The sequence below is a fragment of the Opacimonas viscosa genome (assembly GCF_024199005.1).
Taxonomy (GTDB): domain Bacteria; phylum Pseudomonadota; class Gammaproteobacteria; order Enterobacterales; family Alteromonadaceae; genus Opacimonas; species Opacimonas viscosa.
Genome location: NZ_JANATA010000010.1, coordinates 57,420 through 80,401 on the forward strand (window position 1 = coordinate 57,420; position 22,982 = coordinate 80,401).

The window sequence follows — 22,982 nt, forward strand, 5'->3', positions numbered from 1 at the left end:
CCTTTATGCGGTAGGAATATCTGATGTCCGAGTTAACTAATCAGGATACGATAATTGCCCAAGCAACTGCGGTTGGCAAAGGTGGGGTTGGTATCATAAGGGTATCTGGCCCCCTTGCGCGCACTGTCGCAGAACAAATATTAGGTGAATGTCCAGCCCCTCGCCATGCCAAATATGGCCCTTTTTATGACCAACATAAACACATCATAGATGAAGGTATCGCGTTATTTTTTCCTAATCCGCATTCTTTTACTGGTGAAGATGTCCTAGAACTACAAGGCCATGGCGGACAAATCGTCATGGACATGTTGTTACAAAGTATCCTACAACAACCCAATATTCGTTTAGCAAACCCCGGTGAATTTTCAGAACGTGCTTTTCTCAATGATAAATTAGATTTAGCCCAAGCCGAAGCTATCGCCGATTTGATTGATGCGTCTTCAGAACAAGCAGCACGTTCAGCACTGCGGTCTCTACAAGGTGAATTTTCGCAACGAATACATCGTTTAGTTGATGAAATTATTCATTTACGTATGTACGTTGAAGCTGCTATTGACTTTCCAGAGGAAGAAATAGACTTTTTATCAGATGGTAAAGTCCAAGGGGATCTACAAAATATCATTGATACGCTCGATACTGTGCAACAACAAGCTAAACAAGGAAGTATCCTACGCGAAGGTATGCAAGTAGTCATTGCTGGACGACCTAACGCTGGTAAATCTAGTTTACTCAATGCTTTAGCTGGTCGCGATGCCGCCATTGTGACTGATATCGCAGGTACCACTCGAGATGTCCTCACAGAGCATATTCACATTGATGGTATGCCACTTCATATCATTGATACTGCTGGCTTGCGAGAAAGTCCTGATAAAGTTGAACAGATTGGTATTGAAAGGGCATGGGATGCGATAGCTGGTGCAGACCGAGTATTATTTATGGTGGATAGTACAGATGCCCATACAGCATCAAAAGACACAACAATTAATCCCCTAGATCCTCATACAATATGGCCCGAATTTATGGCTAAACTGCCTGAAAATATGGGGGTTACCGTCATCCGGAATAAAGCGGATCTCAGTGGTGAAACCATTGGTCTAACTGAGCATAACGGTTACCCTACTCTCACCATCAGTGCATCGAACAAAAAAGGTATTGAATTAGTCTCCGCACATTTAAAAGAATGTATGGGCTTTGATACAACAACCGAAGGTCAATTTTTAGCACGACGTCGCCATGTCCAAGCCATCGCAGATGCTGCATTGCATTTACACACTGGCCAGGCCCAACTGGAAGGATTTTTTGCTGGTGAACTGTTGGCAGAAGAACTGCGATTAGCACAGATGGCATTAAATGAAATTACGGGTGAATTTAGCTCAGACGATTTATTAGGTAAAATATTCTCTTCTTTTTGTATCGGTAAATAAGGATTCAGCATGGCACATATTACCCCTCCATTCGAAATCATTGTGGGTTCTGTATTAGGTGCCACAGAATACGTCGCTGATGCTATAAAAGCACTATGTGACGAACTCGGGTTTGCAGCAAATGTGCATTTTCAACCCGATCTGAACGCATTAGATTGTAATAGTACCTGGATTATTTGTAGCTCAACCCATGGCGCAGGTGATTTGCCAGATAATATCCAGCCTTTTTACAAGGAACTTACAAGTACTTCTTTAGGAAATACTTATTATCTTATCGGTCTCGGTGATAGTTCTTATGATACTTATTGTGGCGCTGCAGAAAAACTGCACCAACAGATGCAAAAGGCAGGCGCTGTAGAATTAAGTGCGCCATTTTTAATCGATGTATTGCAACATCCAATCCCTGAAGATGTCGCGGTTGAATGGCTAAAACAACAATTAGCCTAAGCACTGAGTTTTTATGTTACAAATTAATCAAGCAGAACTAGATATCCTAAAAAGTTTCATTTCAAATGAAGCAAAGGTGCTTTACGTGCTCGGTTTAAGAAAAGATGCTAACACCACGACTGGCGCATCTGCACCAATTAATTACAAAGAACTCTGCCCGCTTGTCAGTACCAAAGATGTACTAATCAAGCAAGGTAGGCAAATCAATTCTTTGGTACGTGAACTTCGTGATGTAGGTCTGATATCATTTGCTGAGCATATTGATTTGAAGCATACTTTACAGGGTAAAACGGTCAATTTACCTTTGATGATTGTAAGTGATGATACTTACATGAAACTGCATAATTCTACCCAAGCAATGACTATCGACTGGCTACCCGATCCAAAATTGTATGATGAATTAGCACAACTTATTGGCCTAGTTGATAAAACATATACCAAAGAAATGGTCGGCGACTTTGTCGCTTATTGGCTCGGTCGTCCGCATAATCAGTTTACATTGTTTCAATGGACCCAAAAGTTCGTGTTGCAGCGCAAACAACAATTAATTAGACACACCCAAGCAACCACAGCAGTTACTAGAGTAGGCCTACAAACCAAAGTAGCTGAAGCAAGTGTGGAAACAGATGCCAAAACAAAAGCATTAGTCGCTAAATACAAAACAAAAACAGGTGAATGATTTTGGATAATATTGCAGATAAGATTCAACGATTAGCAAAGACTTTAGGTAAATCAGCGCCTTCTGATCCTGAGTACATTAACTATCAAGAATTGCGTAAAGGCTATGAGAAAAAAGCCAATGCAGATATCCAAAAAATCCAAAAAGATACCAAAAGAGCAAGAGTATTGACTATCCAAGGCCAGGCTGATTTAAATCCTAAATGGCGCTTTGACAATCTCATAGCTGATTCTGACGATGTAAATGAAGCGCTAGACGTTGCAAATTCATTTATTGGTGCCCACAACGATCCAGCATGGCGAAACAGTTCCTCACACATGATGATTTTTTATGGCGATTACGGCAGAGGTAAGTCCCATATAGCGGGTGCAATAGCCCATGAATTGATTGAGCAATACGAGATAACCGTTCTTTATCGCCAATTATCGACCTTACTCGATATGCGTTTATTCTCCTATGATTTTTCGGCCACAGATGGTGCATCAGAACAATATAGAAAAATTCAGAATGAATTGCTAAACGTTGATTTATTGGTTTTAGATGAAGTCTGTGTAAATGAAACCATGCTAAAGAAAAACGCCCAAAGCTGGTTAGGTAACATTCTCAGGCAGCGTTTAGTTAATCACAAAAACTGTATTTTAATTACTAATCACGATTTAGCCAGCTTAGAAACTGCTGTAGGGAGATATTGTTTTGAGTCAATCAAAGAATACGATAGCTACAGAGTTAGGTTTTCTGGCCCTTCTCGAAGAGAAGTTATCGTCCCAGAAGCTGTAAGTAGCACACCAATTAAACAACAAGGCTATACACCTAATCAGGTCAAATAGGCCCTTTTACATTTTTGCCACTATTACCTACCAATAACCCCATTACAAGCTCGCGTATCAACCTATAAATGAGGTAGTTGATACGTGGCTATTGTGTATAACTAATAAAATCAGTCACCAAAAATAAATTCACTATAGCTAACAATGATTTAAATGATTATACCGATCGTTATACAATTTTACCCACAGTTTACCCACAGATTATACAGAGCTGTGGATAAGATCGGTAGTAACCTGTCGCTAAGATCGGTATAAAGAAATAATAACTATTGCTCTTTTTTTACTTGTGGATAACTAGGCGATTTATACACAGGTTATACCGGGTTAAGAACAGACCTTAGGTAGAGTTATGATCGAAATAAACTATTGAAATAAATATATTTTTTTCGCTTATCAACAGAAATCGTCGTCCTTAATAATAACAATAATAATCTATACAATATAAAAAGATTATATTTCTTGTATCCAAGATTGAGGAAACAAAACAGAAATAAATCACAATTTTTTTTGACGCATAAATCGTTTTTTTTCTAGCTAAAGTTATCAACAGCAAACGGTAATATTTTTCCAAAAGAATTGTTAACTTAAGAAATAATCAGCTAAAATGCTGGCATTGATTAAGAATGGTTGTGAGGACCTTTTCCATGTTTTATGCAGAAGATTACGATGTAATCGTTGTTGGTGGTGGACATGCCGGAACCGAAGCTGCACTAGCTGCTGCTCGTATGGGTGTAAAAACATTACTATTAACACACAACATGGAAACGTTAGGTCAAATGTCTTGTAATCCAGCGATTGGTGGTATTGGCAAAGGACATTTAGTCAAAGAGATAGATGCTCTGGGCGGTGTCATGGCAAAAGCTATTGATAAAGCCGGTATCCAATTCCGGACTTTAAACGCATCAAAAGGGCCAGCAGTAAGAGCAACTCGTGCTCAAGCAGATAGAAGTTTATATCGTATAGCTGTCCGTGAAGCATTGGAACATCAAAAGAACCTGACTATTTTTCAACAATCCTGCGACGATATTATTGTTGAAAATGATCGTGTAACAGGTGTTGTTACACAAATGGGCTTAAAATTTAAAGCAAAAACAGTCGTTATCACAGTCGGTACTTTTCTTGGTGGAACCATTCATATTGGATTGGAAAACTACAAAGGCGGTCGAGCTGGTGATCCACCCTCGATTGCTTTAGCCGAGCGTTTACGAGCATTGCCTTTTAGAGTTGATCGTTTAAAAACAGGTACACCGGCTCGCTTGGATGCACGTACCTTAAATTACGATGTCATGCAAAAACAACCTGGTGATACTCCCCTACCCGTTTTTTCATTTATGGGTCAAGTTTCTGATCATCCAGAACAAATACCGTGTTATATCACCCATACCAATGAAAAAACTCACGATATCATTCGTAGTGGTCTGGACCGGTCACCCATGTATACGGGTGTCATCGAAGGTATTGGGCCAAGATACTGTCCGAGTATCGAAGACAAAATTAACCGTTTTGCTGATAAAGATTCACATCAAATATTTGTTGAGCCCGAAGGTTTAAACAGCATTGAGATCTACCCGAATGGGATCTCAACATCATTACCATTTGATGTGCAATTTGATTTAGTTCGTTCGATCAAAGGTTTTGAAAACGCGCATATCATCAGACCGGGTTATGCCATCGAATATGATTTTTTTGACCCACGAGATCTCAAACAATCGTTAGAGACGAAGTTTATCGATGGTCTGTTTTTTGCCGGTCAAATCAACGGTACAACCGGTTATGAAGAAGCTGGCGCACAAGGTTTATTAGCTGGTGCTAATGCCGCTTTACAAACCCAAAATAAAGAGGCCATATCACTGCGTCGAGACCAAGCTTATATTGGTGTATTGATTGATGATTTAGCCACTATGGGAACGAAAGAACCTTATCGTATGTTTACCTCTCGTGCAGAATATCGCTTGTTGTTACGAGAAGATAATGCGGATATTCGGTTAACAGCAGCTGGCCGTGAAGTCGGTTTAGTTGATGATGAGCGATGGGCTGCATTTAATGAAAAAATCGAACTTATTGAACTGGAGAAGCAACGCTTAAAAGGTCAGTATATTCACCCTAATCATGTCGCTGCAGAAGCGTTGAATAAACAGTTAAAAAATCCAGTTACACGTGAACATTCTCTTGAAGAATTGATTCGCCGTCCTGAAATGACCTATGCCGAGTTAATGAAAGTGCCAACGTTAGGCCCTGGTTTAGACCATGCACAAGCAGCCGAGCAGGTAGAAATTCAGATCAAGTATGCCGGTTATATTGAACGTCAAAAAGATGAGATAGCAAAAAGTCTGCGCCACGAAGAAACGCTATTACCACCTGATTTTGATTATGGGCAAATTTCTGGTTTATCCAATGAAGTAGTTGCAAAACTAACTGATGCGCGTCCAGAAACGATAGGTAAGGCATCTCGTATTTCAGGAATAACACCAGCAGCGATTTCATTATTGTTGGTTTATTTGAAAAAACACAATATGTTGCGTAAAACTGCGTAGACAAAAATTAAGGTTATTATGCAAGCTGTAGATGAAGTTCTCTGTCAGAAGTTACGCCATTTAATTGCAAAAACCGAATTATCGGTAAGTGATGAACAAGTCAATCTGCTGGTAGCTTTTGTAGAAATGATACAAAAATGGAATCAAGCATATAATTTAACATCTATTCGTAATGTGGATGATATGCTGGTAAAACACATCATGGATTCTATTATTGTCGCTCCGCTGTTAATCAACAAAGATAATGATAAAAATACGTTTATCGATGTTGGAACAGGGCCAGGTCTGCCAGGTATCCCATTGGCTATAATGCACCCTGATAAAGAATTTATTTTACTCGATTCTTTGGGCAAGCGTGTTCGCTTTATGCAGCAGGTTATTTATAACTTAAAAATAAAAAATGCTAAACCTGTGCAATCAAGGGTCGAAGAATACACCGACGGTATTCCTTTTTCAGGTGTTATTTCCAGAGCATTCGCCAGTACTCAAGATATGTTACATTGGTGTCACCATTTATTGGATGAAACGGGGAAATTCTTCGCTTTAAAAGGACAATACCCGAGTGCCGAATTGGACCAATTAAAAACTGATTATACAGTGGTAGAAGCACATACTTTACAAGTTCCTCACTTAATTGGGGAAAGACATTTGATCGTAATTAGTAAAAACAACAACGCTAAAGAGACTAAATAACGTGGCAAAGATCATAGCAATTGCAAATCAGAAAGGCGGTGTAGGCAAAACAACTACTTCTGTGAATGTAGCAGCTTCGATGGCCGCAACAAAACGCAAAGTATTGCTTATTGATCTCGATCCCCAAGGTAATGCAACGACTGCAAGTGGGGTAAGTAAGCACGATACCGAACTGACTTGCTATGACTTGTTAGTAGAAGACACGCCTACCAAAGATGTGATCATTACAGAAACTTCAGGAAAGTATCATCTCATTGCAGGTAATTCTGATAATACTGCAGCAGAAGTTAAATTAATGGAGTTGTTTGCCCGTGAAGTACGTTTACGTAATGCTTTAGAAACGGTTAGAGACGAATACGACTATATTTTTATCGATTGTCCCCCTTCGCTTTCGCAATTAACGGTAAATGCTTTGGCAGCTGCGGATTCTGTTATTGTCCCCATGCAATGTGAATATTATGCCTTGGAAGGTCTTACGGAATTGATGGGTACCATTGAGAAATTAGCTTCAGTTGTCAATAAAGACCTGTGTATTGAAGGGATCCTACGTACGATGTACGATCCGCGTAATCGTTTAGCTAATGATGTTTCGGAACAGTTGAAACGTCACTTCGGGCAACAAGTATATCGCACGGTTATTCCGAGAAATGTTAGACTCGCGGAAGCACCAAGTTACGGAACACCTGCTATGTACTATGATAAATCATCAACAGGTGCCAAAGCCTATCTTGCGCTAGCGGGTGAGATACTTCGACGCAATAAAAATAATCAAAAAATAAGTCAAACAGCATAGGTGAAGTCATGGCTGGAAAACATAAAGGGCTAGGTAAAGGTTTAGATGCATTGTTGTCATCAACACGTGCAGCACCTACAGAATCTGTAAATAGTGAAACTTCTCACACTGACAACTTACGCCATTTACCACATGCTGCTTTGCAACCTGGTAAGTATCAACCACGCAAAGATATGTCACCCGAAGCACTTGATGAATTAGCACATTCAATCCAAGCTCAAGGTGTGATCCAACCGATTGTTGTTCGTCCTATTGGTGCTGAACAATATGAAATCATTGCGGGTGAGAGACGCTGGCGCGCAGCCCAAATTGCAGAGTTGACAGAAGTTCCATGTATTATCAAGGACGTTGCTGATGAAGCCGCAGTAGCAATTGCTTTAATTGAAAATATACAGCGTGAAGATCTCAACGCCATAGAAGAAGCTCAAGCTTTAGACCGGCTTATGCTTGAATTTTCTTTGACGCATGCTGAGGTGGCAGAAGCAGTTGGTAAATCGAGAACAACAGTCACTAATCTTTTACGCTTAAATACGCTAGAAGAGGAAGTGAAAAAACTCTTAGAGTTTGGTGATATTGAAATGGGCCATGCTCGAGCATTGTTACCCTTGAGTGGCACAGCACAGATTGACGCTGGTCGTCATGTCGCAGGTAAAGGTTTGTCAGTGCGTGAAACAGAAAATTATATTCGTCGTTTAAATACACCAAAAACCGAACAAACCAAAGTTGAACTTGCCCCAGATCTAAGTGATATGCAGAAAAACTTAACGGATAAGTTAGGTGCAAATGTTAAAATAGCACACAATGCCAAGGGTAAAGGCCGCGTTGTTATCGATTTTAAAGATTTGGAGCAACTGGAAAATTTACTGCAACAGATAAGTCAATAATGCTCTTGTTGAACGTTGTATTCGTTGGCATATTTCACAGAAATAAAGCCAGTAGATACGACGGATAATGTCCTTTTTATAAGTCTTAATTACAAATTCATTCCTACTGCCTGTTTTGTTAGCAAAAGTGACCGTGTTCAGGCCTTATCCATAAACGTTTACTGCTGAAAAATAACGTCTAATTGTACGACTTTGGCACTACCCAAATAGTGCTATACAACACGTAATTCATGGCCTACAGGTGATTATACCTGAGGTATAAATACAACTTATGCAGTCCATCAAAATTATGCTTTATTAATATAGTTGAAAAAATCTGCAACACAGATATACTTCACATCGCTAAATTAGGTTATAAGAATAAAAGAGATAATCGTCCGTGACTATGGTAGGCAAAGGAACACAATTAGCTAAGCAAGCTATTAGCCTACAAATCATATGTACACTGACTCTATCAATAATAAGTCTGCTTTTTTCATCATTTCCAACAATACTGAGTTATCTGGCAGGCGCTTGTATCAGTATTCTACCTAATATTGTGTTTGCTTATTTTGCATTCCGTTTTGCGGGAGCAACTAAGTCTGATTTAGTCATGAAGAGCTTTAGCCAAGGCTCAAAACTAAAATTGGCATTAACTTTAATTTTATTTGTGATTGCATATAAACAACTTCCCGACCATCCAGTGTCATTATTAGTTGGTTTCGCCATCGCAACAATAACGCACACACTCGCAATTATTGTTTTGAGTAAGCGTGCTTCGTAACAGTTTTATAATTAAACATGGGTTAAACAATGGCTTCAGAATATACGACTACGGAATATATCCAACACCATTTAACCAACGCAACAATGTGTACTACCGAATCAGGTATTGCTTTTAACAAAGCATGTAAAGATGCCGGGTTCTGGGTATGGAATATTGACACGTTGGCATGGTCGATTGGCTTAGGTATTTTATTTTTATGGCTTTTCACTAGCGCAGCTAAGAAAGCGACTACTGGTGTACCTACAAAATGGCAGGCTTTCATTGAGCTAGTTATAGATTTTGTAAACACCAACGTGAAAGACACCTTTCATGGCAAGAACAGCTTAATTGCACCTCTTGCACTTACTATTTTCGTGTGGGTCTTCTTAATGAACCTGATGGATTTAGTCCCTGTTGATATTTTACCAACGATTGCAGGCCTAGTTGGTTCTACCTTCTTCGGTATGGATCCGCATGACGTTTATATGAAAGCGGTACCTACAACAGACTTAAACTTAACTTTTGCATTAGCATTGGGTGTATTTGTACTTATCGTATATTACTCAATCAAAATCAAGGGTATCTCAGGTTTCATGAAAGAGTTGACACTACAACCTTTCAACCATTGGGCATTTATCCCAGTTAACTTTATTTTGGAATCAGTCACATTAATCGCTCGTCCTGTTTCATTGGCGCTGCGTTTATTCGGTAACTTATATGCCAGTGAATTGATTTTCATTCTAATCGCAACTCTTGGTTTGTGGCAGTTACCGCTACATTTCCCTTGGGCTGTATTCCATATTTTGGTTTTACCATTGCAAGCGTTTATTTTCATGATGTTAACCATCGTGTACTTAAGCCTGGCACATGAAGACCATTAATAATTTCTTTTAACTTTAAACTTTAACTTAAGAAAAACTCGGAGATAAATATGTTATATATCGCTGTTGCTCTATTAATCGGAATGGGTGCCCTAGGTACTGCTATTGGTTTCGGTCTTTTAGGTGGTAAATTCCTAGAATCAGCTGCTCGTCAACCTGAACTTGCACCACAATTGCAAGTTAAGATGTTCATCGTTGCAGGTCTTATCGATGCGATCGCTATGATCGGTGTTGGTATCGCTCTATATCTATTGTTCGCTGTTGGTGCTTAATTTTTTAACCCTAATTTTTAGCGAATTATAGAAGAGGAGGAGTTGTCGTGAACATTAACGCTACTCTAATAGGTCAGATGATCGCCTTTGCTGTCTTTGTATGGTTCTGTATGAAATACGTATGGCCACCATTACTAGGCGCAATTGAAGAGCGTCAGAAGAAGATTGCCGATGGGCTTGAAGCTTCCGACCAAGCTGAAAAAGATCTAGCTGAAGCTCAAGCGAAAGCTGCTGAGCAAGTAAAAGAAGCCAAATCGCAAGCGGCTGACATTATCGAGCAAGCCAAAAAGCGTGCTAATCAACTTGTTGATGAAGAAACGCAGAAAGGTCATGCCGAACGTGAGAAAATCATTGCCCAAGGTTATGCTGAGATTGAAGCTGAACGTAACCGTGCCAGAGAAGATTTGCGCAAGCAAGTTTCAGCTCTAGCAATTGCGGGTGCTGAGAAAATCTTAGCGCGTGAAATCGATAAAGAAGCTCAAGCCGACATTGTTGCAAAACTTGTCGACGAGTTATAAGGGAGAATGAGCCATGTCTGAATTGACTACCGTTGCTCGACCTTATGCCAAAGCGGCTTTTGATTTCGCAGTTGAAAAGCAAACCATTGCCCAATGGCAAGAAATGCTGTTCTTCGCAGGTGAAGTTGCTAAAGATGCAGCCATTAAGCAGATGCTTACTGGTACATATGCAGCAGATAAACTTGCCGAAGTATTTATCGGTGTTTGCGGTGAGCAAATTGACGAACATGGTCAAAACTTTATTAAAGTTTTGGCAGAGAACCAGCGTTTAAACGCTATTCCTGATATCTCACTTTTATTCAACCAGTATAAAGCTGAGTTTGATAAAGAGATTGATGTTGAAGTCACTTCAGCAGTTAAACTGCTGAAGAAACAACAAGAAGATATTAGTAAAGCATTAGAAAAACGTCTGGCACGTAAAGTGAAGCTTAATTGTAACGTGGATCCTTCAGTGGTCGCAGGCTTAGTAATTAAAGCCGGTGACACAGTTATTGATGGTTCCGTCCAAACTAAACTGAACCGTCTCGCAGACGCGTTACAAGCATAAACGGGGATAAGAGCATGCAACTTAATTCCACTGAAATTGCAGAACTGATCAAAAAACGAATTGAGCAGTTTGAAGTAGTAAGTGAAGCTCGCAATGAAGGTACAATCGTAGGTGTTACTGATGGTATCATCCGCATTACTGGCTTAGCCGATGTAATGCAAGGGGAAATGATCGAGCTTCCTGGTAATCGTTACGCTATCGCACTTAACTTAGAACGAGATTCTGTAGGTGCAGTAGTTATGGGTCCTTATGCGGACCTACAAGAAGGACAAAAAGTCCAATCAACAGGTCGTATCCTAGAAGTACCAGTAGGCCCAGGCCTATTAGGTCGTGTTGTTAACACACTAGGTGAGCCGATTGATGGTAAAGGCGCGATTGATGCTGCTGGTTTTGAGCCAGTTGAAAAAATTGCACCAGGTGTTATCGAACGTCAATCAGTTGATCAACCAGTCCAAACGGGTTATAAGTCAGTTGACTCAATGATCCCAATCGGTCGTGGCCAGCGTGAGCTAGTTATCGGTGACCGTCAAACTGGTAAAACAGCTTTAGCGATTGATGCCATTATCAATCAAAAAGACACAGGTATTAAATGTGTATACGTAGCTATTGGTCAGAAAGCATCGACTATTGCTAACGTAGTACGCAAATTAGAAGAGCACGGCGCCTTAGCGAATACTATCGTTGTTGCTGCTTCTGCATCTGAGTCAGCTGCCTTACAGTACTTATCAGCGTATTCTGGTTGTACTATGGGTGAATACTTCCGTGACCGCGGTGAAGATGCATTAATCGTATATGATGACTTATCTAAGCAAGCTGTTGCTTATCGTCAAGTTTCATTGCTATTAAAACGTCCTCCTGGTCGTGAAGCATACCCTGGTGATGTTTTCTATCTTCACTCTCGTCTACTTGAGCGTGCCGCTCGTGTAAACGCTGATTACGTAGAAAAGTACACTAACGGTGAAGTGAAAGGTAAAACTGGTTCTTTAACCGCTCTACCAATCATCGAAACCCAAGCAGGTGATGTATCAGCATTCGTACCAACTAACGTTATCTCAATTACCGATGGTCAGATCTTCTTAGAAACTGACTTGTTTAACGCGGGTATTCGCCCAGCGGTAAACGCAGGTATTTCAGTATCTCGTGTAGGTGGTGCAGCACAAACTAAAATCATCAAGAAGTTAGGTGGCGGTATTCGTCTAGCCCTAGCTCAGTATCGTGAATTAGCGGCGTTCTCGCAGTTTGCATCTGACCTTGATGAAGCAACTCGTGCTCAATTAGAGCATGGTGAGCGTGCAACAGAGTTAATGAAACAGAACCAGTATGCGCCGTTATCGGTTGCGGATACTGCGGTTTCCCTGTTTGCGATAGAAAAAGGGTACTTAACTGACGTTGAGTTAGAGAAAGTACTAGATTTCGAAGCCGCTTTGCACTCATATATGAGCACAGAGCAGGCTGAGTTAGTCAAGACTATCAATGAAACAGGTAACTATAACGATGACATTGAAAAGCAACTAAACGATGCTTTAACTACGTTCAAGAAAACTGCAACGTGGTAATCAATGCGCCCTTGAAAGCATAGCTCTCAGGGGCAAGCGTTAAGTAATCGGAGAAATAGTCATGGCTAGCGGTAAAGAAATTAAAGGTAAGATTGGGAGTATTCAAAACACTCAAAAGATTACCAGTGCAATGGAAATGATGGCTGCGTCAAAAATTAAAAAGGCGCAAGACAGAATGGCCTCTGGCCGTCCATACGCACAAAACATGCTAAAAGTGATTGGTCATATTGCCAATGGTAACCTCGAATATCGCCATCCTTATATGGAAGAGCGTGAGGTCAAACGTGTAGGTTATATCGTCGTTTCTACTGATCGTGGATTATGTGGAGGGTTAAACTCCAATTTATTCAAGAAAGTGGCAAAAGACGTAGAAAAACAACGTGCTGAAGGGGTTGAAGTTGCATTTGCAGCCATCGGTTCTAAAGCGGTTGGGTTCTTCTCGCGTTTTGGTGGTTCTGTACTTGCTGCAGAATCCGGCTTAGGTGATAAACCATCTGTGAATGATGTAGTTGGTGTTGTTCGTACTATGCTTAATGCATATGACAACGGCGAACTAGACCGCATCTACCTTGTGTTTAACCACTTTGTTAGCACAATGGCACAAGAACCGGTGATCAATCAATTGTTACCTTTGCCTAAATCAGAAAATGAAAATGTTCAACATCGCTGGGATTATATATACGAGCCAGATCCAAAAGAACTTTTGGAAACATTAATGGTGCGTTATATCGAATCACAGGTTTACCAAGGCGTTGTCGAAAATGCAGCTTCTGAACAAGCAGCTCGAATGGTAGCGATGAAGGCGGCAACAGATAATGCCGGCAACTTAATCGACGAATTGCAACTGGTATACAACAAAGCACGTCAAGCAGCAATCACACAAGAAATTAGTGAGATTGTCGGCGGCGCGGCAGCGGTGTAGGCAAAGGTTTAATAAGGTATATAGAGGACAAATTATGAGTCAAGGTAAGGTCGTCCAAATCATTGGTGCTGTTGTGGATATCGAATTTCCACAAGATTCAGTACCACGTGTTTATGACGCACTAAAAGTGACCGAAGGTGACTTGGCAGGGTTAACCCTGGAAGTGCAACAGCAATTAGGTGGCGGAGTTGTCCGTAGTATCGCACTAGGTACTACAGATGGTTTACGTCGTGGTTTAACAGTTGATAATACTAAAGAAGCTATCCAAGTACCGGTAGGTACTGCGACATTAGGTCGTATCATGGATGTACTTGGTAATCCAATTGATGAAGCAGGTCCAATCGGCGAAGAAGAGCGTATGTCTATTCACCGTGAAGCACCTAGCTACGAAGACCAGTCAAGCTCAGTAGAACTACTAGAAACAGGTATCAAAGTTATCGACTTAGTATGCCCGTTTGCCAAAGGTGGTAAAGTAGGTCTATTCGGTGGTGCGGGTGTTGGTAAAACCGTCAACATGATGGAATTAATCCGTAATATCGCAATCGAGCACAGTGGTTACTCAGTATTCGCAGGTGTTGGTGAGCGTACTCGTGAAGGTAACGATTTCTATCACGAAATGAACGATTCAAACGTACTAGATAAAGTATCGTTAGTATACGGTCAGATGAATGAGCCTCCAGGTAACCGTTTACGTGTTGCTTTGACAGGTCTTACAATGGCTGAAAAGTTCCGTGACGAAGGTCGTGATGTTCTTTTCTTCGTTGATAACATCTATCGTTATACACTTGCCGGTACCGAAGTATCAGCACTTCTAGGTCGTATGCCATCAGCGGTAGGTTATCAGCCTACATTAGCCGAGGAAATGGGTGTACTTCAAGAACGTATTACGTCAACTAAGACGGGTTCAATTACATCTATCCAAGCGGTATACGTACCAGCGGATGATTTAACGGATCCATCACCAGCAACAACTTTCGCTCACTTAGATGCAACAGTTGTACTATCTCGTGATATTGCGTCTTTAGGTATTTATCCAGCGGTTGATCCACTCGATTCAACTTCACGTCAGCTTGATCCATTAGTTATCGGTAACGAGCACTATGATACAGCACGTGGCGTTCAATCAGTATTACAGCGTTATAAAGAACTAAAAGATATCATTGCGATCCTAGGTATGGATGAGTTATCTGAAGAAGACAAGCAAGTGGTTTCACGTGCTCGTAAGATTCAACGTTTCTTATCACAGCCGTTCTTCGTTGCTGAAGTATTTACTGGTTCTCCTGGTAAGTATGTATCGCTTAAAGACACGATCAGTGGCTTTAAAGGTATCTTAGAAGGCGACTATGATGATTTGCCAGAACAAGCGTTCTATATGGTGGGTTCAATTGACGAAGCATTGGAAAAGTCTAAAGCATAAGCTTTAGTCCTTTGCTAACAATAACCCTTTATAGGAGGTCTTATGGCAACCGTACATCTTAGCGTAGTCAGCGCAGAAGAAGCGATTTTTACAGGTGACGTTGAAGCGATTCAAGTTACCGGTAGTGAAGGTGAGCTGGGTATTCATCCAGGTCACGCGCCATTATTGACAGCAATTCGTCCAGGTATGGTACGTTTAGTACAAGACGGCAAAGAAGATTTTATCTACATTGCTGGCGGTACTCTTGAGATTCAACCACATGCAGTTACGGTACTTGCTGATACAGCAATCCGCGCTGCAGATTTAGATGAACAAGGTGCCGAAGAAGCACGACGTAATGCCGAAGAACAAATTGCGAATCCTTCAGGTGACTTCGACCATAAAGCAGCTGCTTTACAGTTAGAAGAAGCCTTAGCGCAATTGAAGTTAATTCAACAATTACGCAAATAAGCGCATTTGCTATTATGATAAAACCCAGCTCTTAGCTGGGTTTTTTGTTTTTAATAACGAAGAAAATGGACCAACATTTTAGCAAAATAGACAATCAATGATATTAACGTAAGAAATATCTTTTAGACAAAAGTATAGAGTTTATTAAAAAGGAAGAGAAATAAGACAACCTTGTCTAAACTATGACTGTATCAATAAATTGAGTTCGATGTGACCACACAAAGCCGTTTTTTCTGCCAAGGAATGAGTTGGGGTTCTTTCGCTTTATTGTATGGTTGTTTCAGTATTCAATATGTAAATGCCAAAGACAGTGCCACTTTGCCAACCCAGGTAACTGAACCTAACAATATAGCTATTCCTAAATCAAATTCCATAACACAGCTATCTAAGCAGATAGAACGGATCGCTGTGTCTACTAAATTACCTGTTAAACCGGTCAATGATATTCCCAAAAGTATTTCAGTACTAAACAAAGACGATCTAGCAACATGGCAAATTGATAGTTTAGATGATCTTGTTTTCGCCATGGCTAATGTAGGTGTTCGTGGAAATTCAGCCATCAATTCAGGGTTTCATATTCGTGGTGTTGGCTCAGATAATTGGCATGTAAATGCTAATCAGGGGATCGCAGTCGCATTTGATGAGACAAATATTGTTAGCCCATATGTTTCCCAATTAGCAGCGTATGATTTAGCTAGTGTTGAGGTGTTTCGTGGACCACAAAGTGCTTTATTTGGTATTAACAGCTCTGGTGGAGCAGTCAATTTTAATACGCAACAACCACAATTAGACGAATACACAGGATTTGCTGAACTCACTTTAGGGACATTTAACAGAAAAGTACTAACCGGTGCACTCAATATCCCCATTAATGAAACGATAGCGAGTCGTATTGCTTTTCAAAGAGAGCTAAGAGATGGCCCGTGGACTAACTTGTATAATAATGAACCAATGGGCGATATCGATATAAACAGTTGGCGCTGGCAAACAAAATGGGAAGTTCATCCTGAGCATACCCTGATATATAGTCATGAAAAAAGACGAAATCATTCTGGGAAAACTCCATTATTAGGAGGGGGTTACTGGGATATAAGAAGTCCAAATATAGTGTCTGGCCAAATTACTGATCTTAATGCCGCGCCTGATTGTGAGGCTGCTTTAACGCGAAATATTGCGGTATTTATTTCACCTTCCTGCGTTTCGATCATTCCGTTCACTGGTGGACAAACACAGACGGTCAGTACGGGAAGTTGGGCTACATTATATGACGCCAGTGAGGATATAGCCGATACGACGTTTACAATGCAACGACTGCGCTATTCGTGGTTAGGTGATGGAGTTTCGCTAAAAAGTATTACCAGTTACGATAATCTATCTGCACAATATTTAGAGAGTTTATCGAATTTACCACAGGGTATTGGTTTTATGCCCGGCCAAATAAGTCAGATAAAACAATGGGCTCAAGAACTGACTTTAACGTGGGAAGTTACACCCGTTGTAAGTGCGATGCTCGGTACTTACTTTGCAAATAAAGACAGTCAACTAAGCACCATTATCAGTCGTACGGATAATGATGGGGCACCTTTTGGTATCGTGCCATCAGTGGTTATTGAGCAAGTCGATAAAACGCGCTCTTGGTACGGTTGGGTGGAATATGATCCGGATTCACCATGGCTTTTTAACTTAGCTTTGCGTTATACACAACAACGACAAAAAGGTGTAAGTACTACACGTGTTTTTGCTAAGACTATAGATGCGACACCAGCAGCTCAAACATTGCCTTTTGGCAGTTTTATCACAAAGAATCAATTTGCAACCTTGAGTGCAACGCCAGCCGGAATCTGTCCACCAAGTGTCGGAGGTATTCCTTGTATGTTGGCGACACCTGTCAGCTTGAATGCTTATCTAACAGCATATAATGCTGATGTTGCATACTTTATCAAAAACAACCTAAATATGTATATCAGTACATCTAGGGGCTTTGTTGGAGGGAGTTTTGATACCCGTGCGCTAGCAGCTTTTGCTGGGACTGCTGATCAGCCTGTTGCGCCAGAGCAACTTACGGCATTTGAGTGGGGCATCAAATATCAAAGCGCTGCATTGAAACTGAATTCAGCCTTATTTCATTATACATGGCAAGATAAGCAAATATTCGATGTGAATAACTTAGGGCAACCGGCTTTTGTGAATATTCCTAAGGCACAATTACAAGGCGTAGAGTTATCAGGGGAATGGCAATTTACGTCAGCTTGGACAGTTGATATTGGTTTGGGGTGGCTAGTTTCTGAAGTGATTGATGTAGGAACTTTACAAGGGGTTAAAACAGGTAATGCTTTGACTAATATTGCACCTTTCAACCACACCTTTGGATTGCACTATGAGCGGAAAGTTTGGGACTCTACTGTTGTTGCAGGTACCAGCCGCTTATCCTTGTTAACCCAGTTTGTGGGGCCGCAATACTCATCAAAAGATAACGATCAAGCGTATCGTTTAGCGAAATATAAAAATATTAATGTCCATTGGCAACATACCTTAGCCGATTTACCACAGTGGAGGTTTTCTTTAGGAGTAAAAAACTTAACAGCAGAAAAATATTGTCTCAAGAAAAACCAAAACACGACCTTGAGCTACAATTTACAATGTTTGCCTAATATTGGCGAAAGACTGTGGTATGTTGAAATGAGATATAGCTATGAAAATTAAAAGCGTTCTCTTTTGTTTGTGTTGGCTGTTTTTACAATTAGCTGTTATTGCGCCCGTCAAAGCTGCTAAATCGCATATAGTGACTCCAGGTTCTGAAATTAACATTTTAATAGTGTTATCGTTTCAGCAAAAATACCCTTGGACAAGAAAATTAACAGATGGGTATTTCGAAGCAGTAAAAAAATATCATGATAAGTATCATATCAATCTCTTTGTAGAGTCTATGCAACTAGAAATAGATGGTGAGGTGAATTATGTTGATTTTCATACAAGTATTTTAAAAAAATACCAAGATACTCAAATAGATGCGGTGATTGGCGATTCGATTCATGCATATACTTACATAGATAAATATGGCAAAGATAACTCGAAATATCATAATATACCTAAATTGGTTTATAGCGATAATGTCCCTAGAAGACAAGAACCTTTATTTGTTGTTCAGGGGAGGGCTAACTTTCAAGTCATTGATAACATAAAGTTACTTCGCTATCAAAACCCTGATGTGGAACAATTGTTTGTAATTAATAATGCTAAAGCATTCCACCGTAAAGTAATATCTCATATAAAAAAAAGTCCCGAAGCAGAAGGGTTACAAATAATCAATATGCCACTCAAATCAAGTCGTGATTTGAATGATTTCATCGCTAATATTGGTAATAATGCTGCAGTACTTCTACTTCCCACGTCCTTAAATAATGGCACTATTTTACCTGCCGAAGTCGCCTATAAATTAGGGCAAAACCTCCAAGTACCAGTCTATACCCTGTGGGAGCAGATGCTAGGCACAGGTGTGTTAGGCGGCAGTGTGATTAATCCTTTTATTATTGCAAAAGAAAGTATGGATGCTGTTTTGCACTATTTTGAACACGGTACCATTGGGCAAGTGAATCATCAGCCTAGGTGGATTTTGGATTACGAGCAATTAGACTACTTTAATTTACCGGTACCGGATTTTGCCACAGATATAACATATCTCAATCCTGAACGTCATATCTGGTTAGATTACCCTACCGAATTTGGTCTCTTTATATTCTTATGTTTTACCCTGTTACTGGCACTGATGTACATGCGTCAGCGTCAGTTGCGCATAGCAGTATTGCAAACAGAACATGCACGTTCTTTAGCGGAACAAAACCAACAGTTAGCCGAAAATAGTCTATTAGCTAAAACTAAATTCTTGGCGACTGTTTCGCATGAAATTAGAACGCCGATTAACGGCATAACCGGTGCGGTTCCATTGATAGAGAAAGAACCACTGACAGACAAGCAAAAACACTACACCAATATGATTAAGTATTGTGGTGATTCGTTGTTAAATACCGTGAATGACATTTTGGATTTTTCAAAAATGGAAGCTAAAGAGTTTGTTCTGCACAAAAGCCATTTTACTGCGCATCAACTGCTCACCGATATCCAGCATTATGCGAATATGATTGTCAGTGGTCGGCCGATTAAAATCTCTATGGAGATCGATCAATTAATTGATGTCCCGATATATGGTGATATTCATCGGATCCAGCAAATATTCAACAACCTTGTTAATAATGCAATCAAATTTACGGAAGCTGGACAGGTAGTTATCGGTGCAAAAGTAGAAGTTGTTGAGCAACAATATATCTTGCACGCATGGATTGAAGATACTGGATTAGGCATTGATGAAAAACATCAAAAGATGTTGTTTACACCATTTAATCAGATAAATAATACCTTGAGTAAGCCGCATCATGGCACCGGCCTCGGCTTGGCGATTTGTGCAGAGCTAGTGAGATTAATGAATGGCGAAATTACGGTAAGTAGTCAATTAAATGAAGGTAGTCGTTTTGCTTTTAACATTTGTTTAGAACCTGGTGATTATCAGTTAAGTCAACAATATGCACTAGACGAGTCAGCTATCGATTCATTTGATGTATCGGTTTTATTGGTCGAAGATAATTCGATTAACCAAGAAGTAATCAGTGCGCAACTTGATAACACAGGCATGGCAGTCACATTAGCTGATAATGGTGCGGCTGCTTTGGATATGCTCAGACTTACACCAGATAAATTCGATATTATCTTGATGGATCTACAAATGCCCAAGATGAATGGTTATGAAGCAGTTAGTCAAATTCGTTCGGGGGTATGCGGCGAGGCGGTTAAACATATTCCAGTCATTGCCTTAACTGCACATATGGAATTGGACGAAAAACAAGCCGGTTTTAGTGATTTTGATAGTCATTTGGTTAAACCGATAAAACCGCATTTGCTCTGTCAAAGTATTGTGAAAAACTTAAAAGCGTGAAAAGGATGAATAACTGCACTGAACGTCCTCAAAATTGGCCTAGAATGTATTTGGCATTGGTGTTTTATATTCTGCTTTCTTCATTGGGTTCGAATACCTATGCCGATAACCAATCATTAAATGATGAATCTTATCCATTAGGCACAATACAAAACCCTATTAATTTATTAATGGTAGTGTATAACAGTCCCATGGTGCCCTGGACGCAAGCGATGCAAAATGGCTTCATTAAAGGAGTCAATGAAACAGACTTAGTTGTAAATGTGTTTACTGAGTCTATTTACGCCTCTATAACAGCAGATGAAAAATTATCCTTAGATTTAAGTACGCTTTTTACGGGTAAATATAAACATATCAAATTTCATGGCATGTATACTGAATCCACAGATGCCAACAAGCATATCGACATCTTTCGGTCGTTTAAAAACGATTTAAATATTCCTATTTATGCTTTTGAATACAATGAAGATATTACAGGTAAAGGATTTATTAAAACGTCTTATCAGGATGAATTAAACTTACTTGAAAGTAATGCAAGAATAATTGCATTACAAAGACCTAAACTAGAAACACTTCATGTTATTCGTGGTGCTAATATCAATTTAGACTTTTATCAAACCGAATTAACATCTTTTCTCCAAACATATTCCCCAGGCGTTAAAGTTAGCGAGGTGGAGTATTCATCTTTAGCTACTTTGCAGCAGCAGATAGCTCAGATACCAGCCTCTGATGCTATAATGTATTTCCCGGTTTTTTACCAAGAAGGACAAGAGCGGTTCACGCCAAGAGAGTTTATTAAGGAAATACAAGGATATAGTCAAACCCCGATATATACGATGTGGCATTCCCTTTTCTCTGACGCTGTTGTAGGTGGTACTATGATAGATGCTGAAGCTATTGGTAAAAACGCAGTTTTTACTTTATTGACTGCGATTGATACGGGGCGTTTTCCGAGATCTATGGATATAGGGGTGACAGTATTTGATTATCAACAACTCCGGGATTATCACTTACCGATTCCTGACTTTATTGAAGATGTGGAAGTGGCAAATGTACCTGGTTCAATTTGGGTAGATTATCCCCATGAAATCATTGTAATACTCTTAATCACATTAATCTTATTATCGTTTTCATTTATATACCGCCAAAAAGTATTGAAAGATGCTTATGCCAAAGCTAACTATTTAGCACAAGCAAAAAGCAAGTTTTTGGAAAATGTTAGTCATGAGATCCGTACCCCGATAAATGGGATCTTAGGTGCTATTCCGTTGATCAAAAACTATCCCCTGACTAATGAACAGCAACAATATCTACATCTCGTAGAATTTAGTTCAGATGTCTTGTTGAGTAATATGAATGATATTTTGGAATACTCTAAAATAGAATCTAATACCTATTATTTAGAACCGGTTTCGTTTTCTCCAAAAACTTTAATAGATGGCGCCTTTACCTATGCCAAAATGATCAACGCAAAGCATGATATAGAATTAATATTGATTGATAACAAATTGATTGATGTACCGCTATACGGAGATGCTAGACGGTTAAAACAAGTGATACTGAATGTCTTAAATAATGCGGTAAAATATACTGAACGTGGCAGTATCGTGTTACAAGCTGAAATAGCGATGAAAGATGGCAAATACTGTCTAAATATTTCCGTAACAGATACTGGTGTCGGTATTTCTCAAGATTTACAAAATAAGGTTTTTGAACCGTTCTCACAATTTAACCAAAACAACGAAGCGATTGGGGGCACGGGTTTAGGCCTTAGTTTGAGTAAAGCATTTGTTAAATTAATGTCTGGAAAGATATCGTTAACCAGCCGTTTAGGGCAAGGTACTACCGTTGAGTTTGAATGCCCCTTTGAGCTGAGTGCAGAACCTATTCTTTCAGAGGTTACTGCTAGTGCAGAAACAAACAAAGCTATGACTGAAAACAAACGGGTTCGCGATCCTCGTATTTTAATTGTCGAAGATAATGAGATTAACCAGACTATTTTGTTAGCCCAACTTGAAAAAATCTACCCTTATTGTCATGTTGTTGAGAATGGTCAGTTATGTTTGGAAGCATTGAAAGCGACACCTGACTATTACGATTTAATCATCATGGATATTAAAATGCCTGTTATGAGCGGAGATGTTGCAGCAAAACACATCCGTTTAGGTCATTGTGGTGAACGTAATAAACAACTACCTATTGTAGCGTTAACTGCACATATAGCTCCTGATGGTGAATATGCAAATGTATTTAATGAACAATTAACCAAACCGACTCCTGCAGACATGATTATTAAAACGGTACAAAAGTATTTGATCCTGCATTAATACAAAGTCTTACGGTCTATATGCATTGCTATGTGAGTGATTACTTCGCTATAATCTAAAACGTTAAAACAACCGGTGA

Annotated in this window: 20 protein-coding genes; all 20 read left to right on the top strand. The window is 39.8% G+C overall.

Features of this window, described 5'->3' with window-relative positions; all coding sequences use genetic code 11:
• Window positions 1–23 precede the first annotated feature (23 nt).
• Window positions 24–1,424, top strand: coding sequence for a tRNA uridine-5-carboxymethylaminomethyl(34) synthesis GTPase MnmE (gene mnmE, locus NLF92_RS07115; RefSeq protein ID WP_254100250.1), 1,401 nt, complete (start codon window positions 24–26; stop codon window positions 1,422–1,424).
• A 9-nt stretch (window positions 1,425–1,433) separates the two neighbouring features.
• On the top strand, window positions 1,434–1,871 hold the full coding sequence (locus NLF92_RS07120; protein WP_254100252.1) for a flavodoxin domain-containing protein: 438 nt from the start codon (window positions 1,434–1,436) through the stop codon (window positions 1,869–1,871).
• Window positions 1,872–1,884: 13 nt separating this feature from the next.
• Window positions 1,885–2,550 (top strand): DnaT-like ssDNA-binding domain-containing protein, encoded by a 666-nt coding sequence (locus tag NLF92_RS07125; protein WP_254100254.1) that lies wholly within the window; start codon window positions 1,885–1,887, stop codon window positions 2,548–2,550.
• Window positions 2,551–2,552: 2 nt separating this feature from the next.
• On the top strand, window positions 2,553–3,377 hold the full coding sequence (locus NLF92_RS07130) for an ATP-binding protein (RefSeq protein WP_254100256.1): 825 nt from the start codon (window positions 2,553–2,555) through the stop codon (window positions 3,375–3,377).
• A 644-nt stretch (window positions 3,378–4,021) separates the two neighbouring features.
• A complete protein-coding gene (gene mnmG, locus NLF92_RS07135; RefSeq protein WP_254100258.1) occupies window positions 4,022–5,911 on the top strand; it encodes a tRNA uridine-5-carboxymethylaminomethyl(34) synthesis enzyme MnmG in 1,890 nt (629 codons plus the stop codon).
• 18 nt (window positions 5,912–5,929) lie between these two features.
• A complete protein-coding gene (gene rsmG, locus NLF92_RS07140; protein ID WP_254100260.1) occupies window positions 5,930–6,604 on the top strand; it encodes a 16S rRNA (guanine(527)-N(7))-methyltransferase RsmG in 675 nt (224 codons plus the stop codon).
• 1 nt (window position 6,605) lies between these two features.
• Window positions 6,606–7,397 carry a ParA family protein gene (locus tag NLF92_RS07145; RefSeq protein WP_254100262.1) on the top strand — a complete coding sequence of 264 codons (792 nt, stop codon included), beginning with the start codon at window positions 6,606–6,608 and terminating at the stop codon, window positions 7,395–7,397.
• Between the two features lie 8 nt (window positions 7,398–7,405).
• Entirely contained in the window at window positions 7,406–8,281 is an 876-nt protein-coding gene (locus NLF92_RS07150; protein WP_254100264.1) for a ParB/RepB/Spo0J family partition protein, read from the top strand.
• 385 nt (window positions 8,282–8,666) lie between these two features.
• A complete protein-coding gene (locus tag NLF92_RS07155) occupies window positions 8,667–9,044 on the top strand; it encodes an ATP synthase subunit I (RefSeq protein ID WP_254100340.1) in 378 nt (125 codons plus the stop codon).
• A gap of 29 nt (window positions 9,045–9,073) precedes the next feature.
• Window positions 9,074–9,907, top strand: a complete 834-nt coding sequence (atpB, locus tag NLF92_RS07160; protein ID WP_254100266.1) for a F0F1 ATP synthase subunit A — start codon at window positions 9,074–9,076, stop codon at window positions 9,905–9,907.
• Between the two features lie 50 nt (window positions 9,908–9,957).
• A complete protein-coding gene (atpE, locus tag NLF92_RS07165; RefSeq protein WP_026376053.1) occupies window positions 9,958–10,179 on the top strand; it encodes a F0F1 ATP synthase subunit C in 222 nt (73 codons plus the stop codon).
• 47 nt (window positions 10,180–10,226) lie between these two features.
• Complete coding sequence (gene atpF / locus NLF92_RS07170; RefSeq protein ID WP_254100268.1) at window positions 10,227–10,697, top strand: F0F1 ATP synthase subunit B; 471 nt, start codon at window positions 10,227–10,229, stop codon at window positions 10,695–10,697.
• A 13-nt stretch (window positions 10,698–10,710) separates the two neighbouring features.
• Complete coding sequence (gene atpH, locus NLF92_RS07175) at window positions 10,711–11,244, top strand: F0F1 ATP synthase subunit delta (protein ID WP_254100270.1); 534 nt, start codon at window positions 10,711–10,713, stop codon at window positions 11,242–11,244.
• A 14-nt stretch (window positions 11,245–11,258) separates the two neighbouring features.
• Window positions 11,259–12,800, top strand: a complete 1,542-nt coding sequence (atpA, locus tag NLF92_RS07180; RefSeq protein WP_254100272.1) for a F0F1 ATP synthase subunit alpha — start codon at window positions 11,259–11,261, stop codon at window positions 12,798–12,800.
• Window positions 12,801–12,861: 61 nt separating this feature from the next.
• A complete protein-coding gene (gene atpG / locus NLF92_RS07185; protein WP_254100274.1) occupies window positions 12,862–13,722 on the top strand; it encodes a F0F1 ATP synthase subunit gamma in 861 nt (286 codons plus the stop codon).
• 34 nt (window positions 13,723–13,756) lie between these two features.
• Entirely contained in the window at window positions 13,757–15,139 is a 1,383-nt protein-coding gene (gene atpD / locus NLF92_RS07190; RefSeq protein WP_254100276.1) for a F0F1 ATP synthase subunit beta, read from the top strand.
• 42 nt (window positions 15,140–15,181) lie between these two features.
• Window positions 15,182–15,589 (top strand): F0F1 ATP synthase subunit epsilon, encoded by a 408-nt coding sequence (locus NLF92_RS07195; protein ID WP_254100278.1) that lies wholly within the window; start codon window positions 15,182–15,184, stop codon window positions 15,587–15,589.
• Between the two features lie 210 nt (window positions 15,590–15,799).
• The gene (locus NLF92_RS07200) at window positions 15,800–18,292 is read left to right on the top strand and encodes a TonB-dependent receptor (protein WP_254100280.1); all 2,493 of its coding nucleotides are present in this window, start codon (window positions 15,800–15,802) and stop codon (window positions 18,290–18,292) included.
• The gene (locus tag NLF92_RS07205; RefSeq protein WP_254100282.1) at window positions 18,282–20,576 is read left to right on the top strand and encodes an ATP-binding protein; all 2,295 of its coding nucleotides are present in this window, start codon (window positions 18,282–18,284) and stop codon (window positions 20,574–20,576) included. Before NLF92_RS07200 ends, NLF92_RS07205 begins: the two co-directional genes overlap by 11 nt.
• Window positions 20,577–20,581: 5 nt before the next feature.
• Window positions 20,582–22,903 (top strand): ATP-binding protein, encoded by a 2,322-nt coding sequence (locus tag NLF92_RS07210; protein WP_254100284.1) that lies wholly within the window; start codon window positions 20,582–20,584, stop codon window positions 22,901–22,903.
• Window positions 22,904–22,982: the final 79 nt, after the last annotated feature.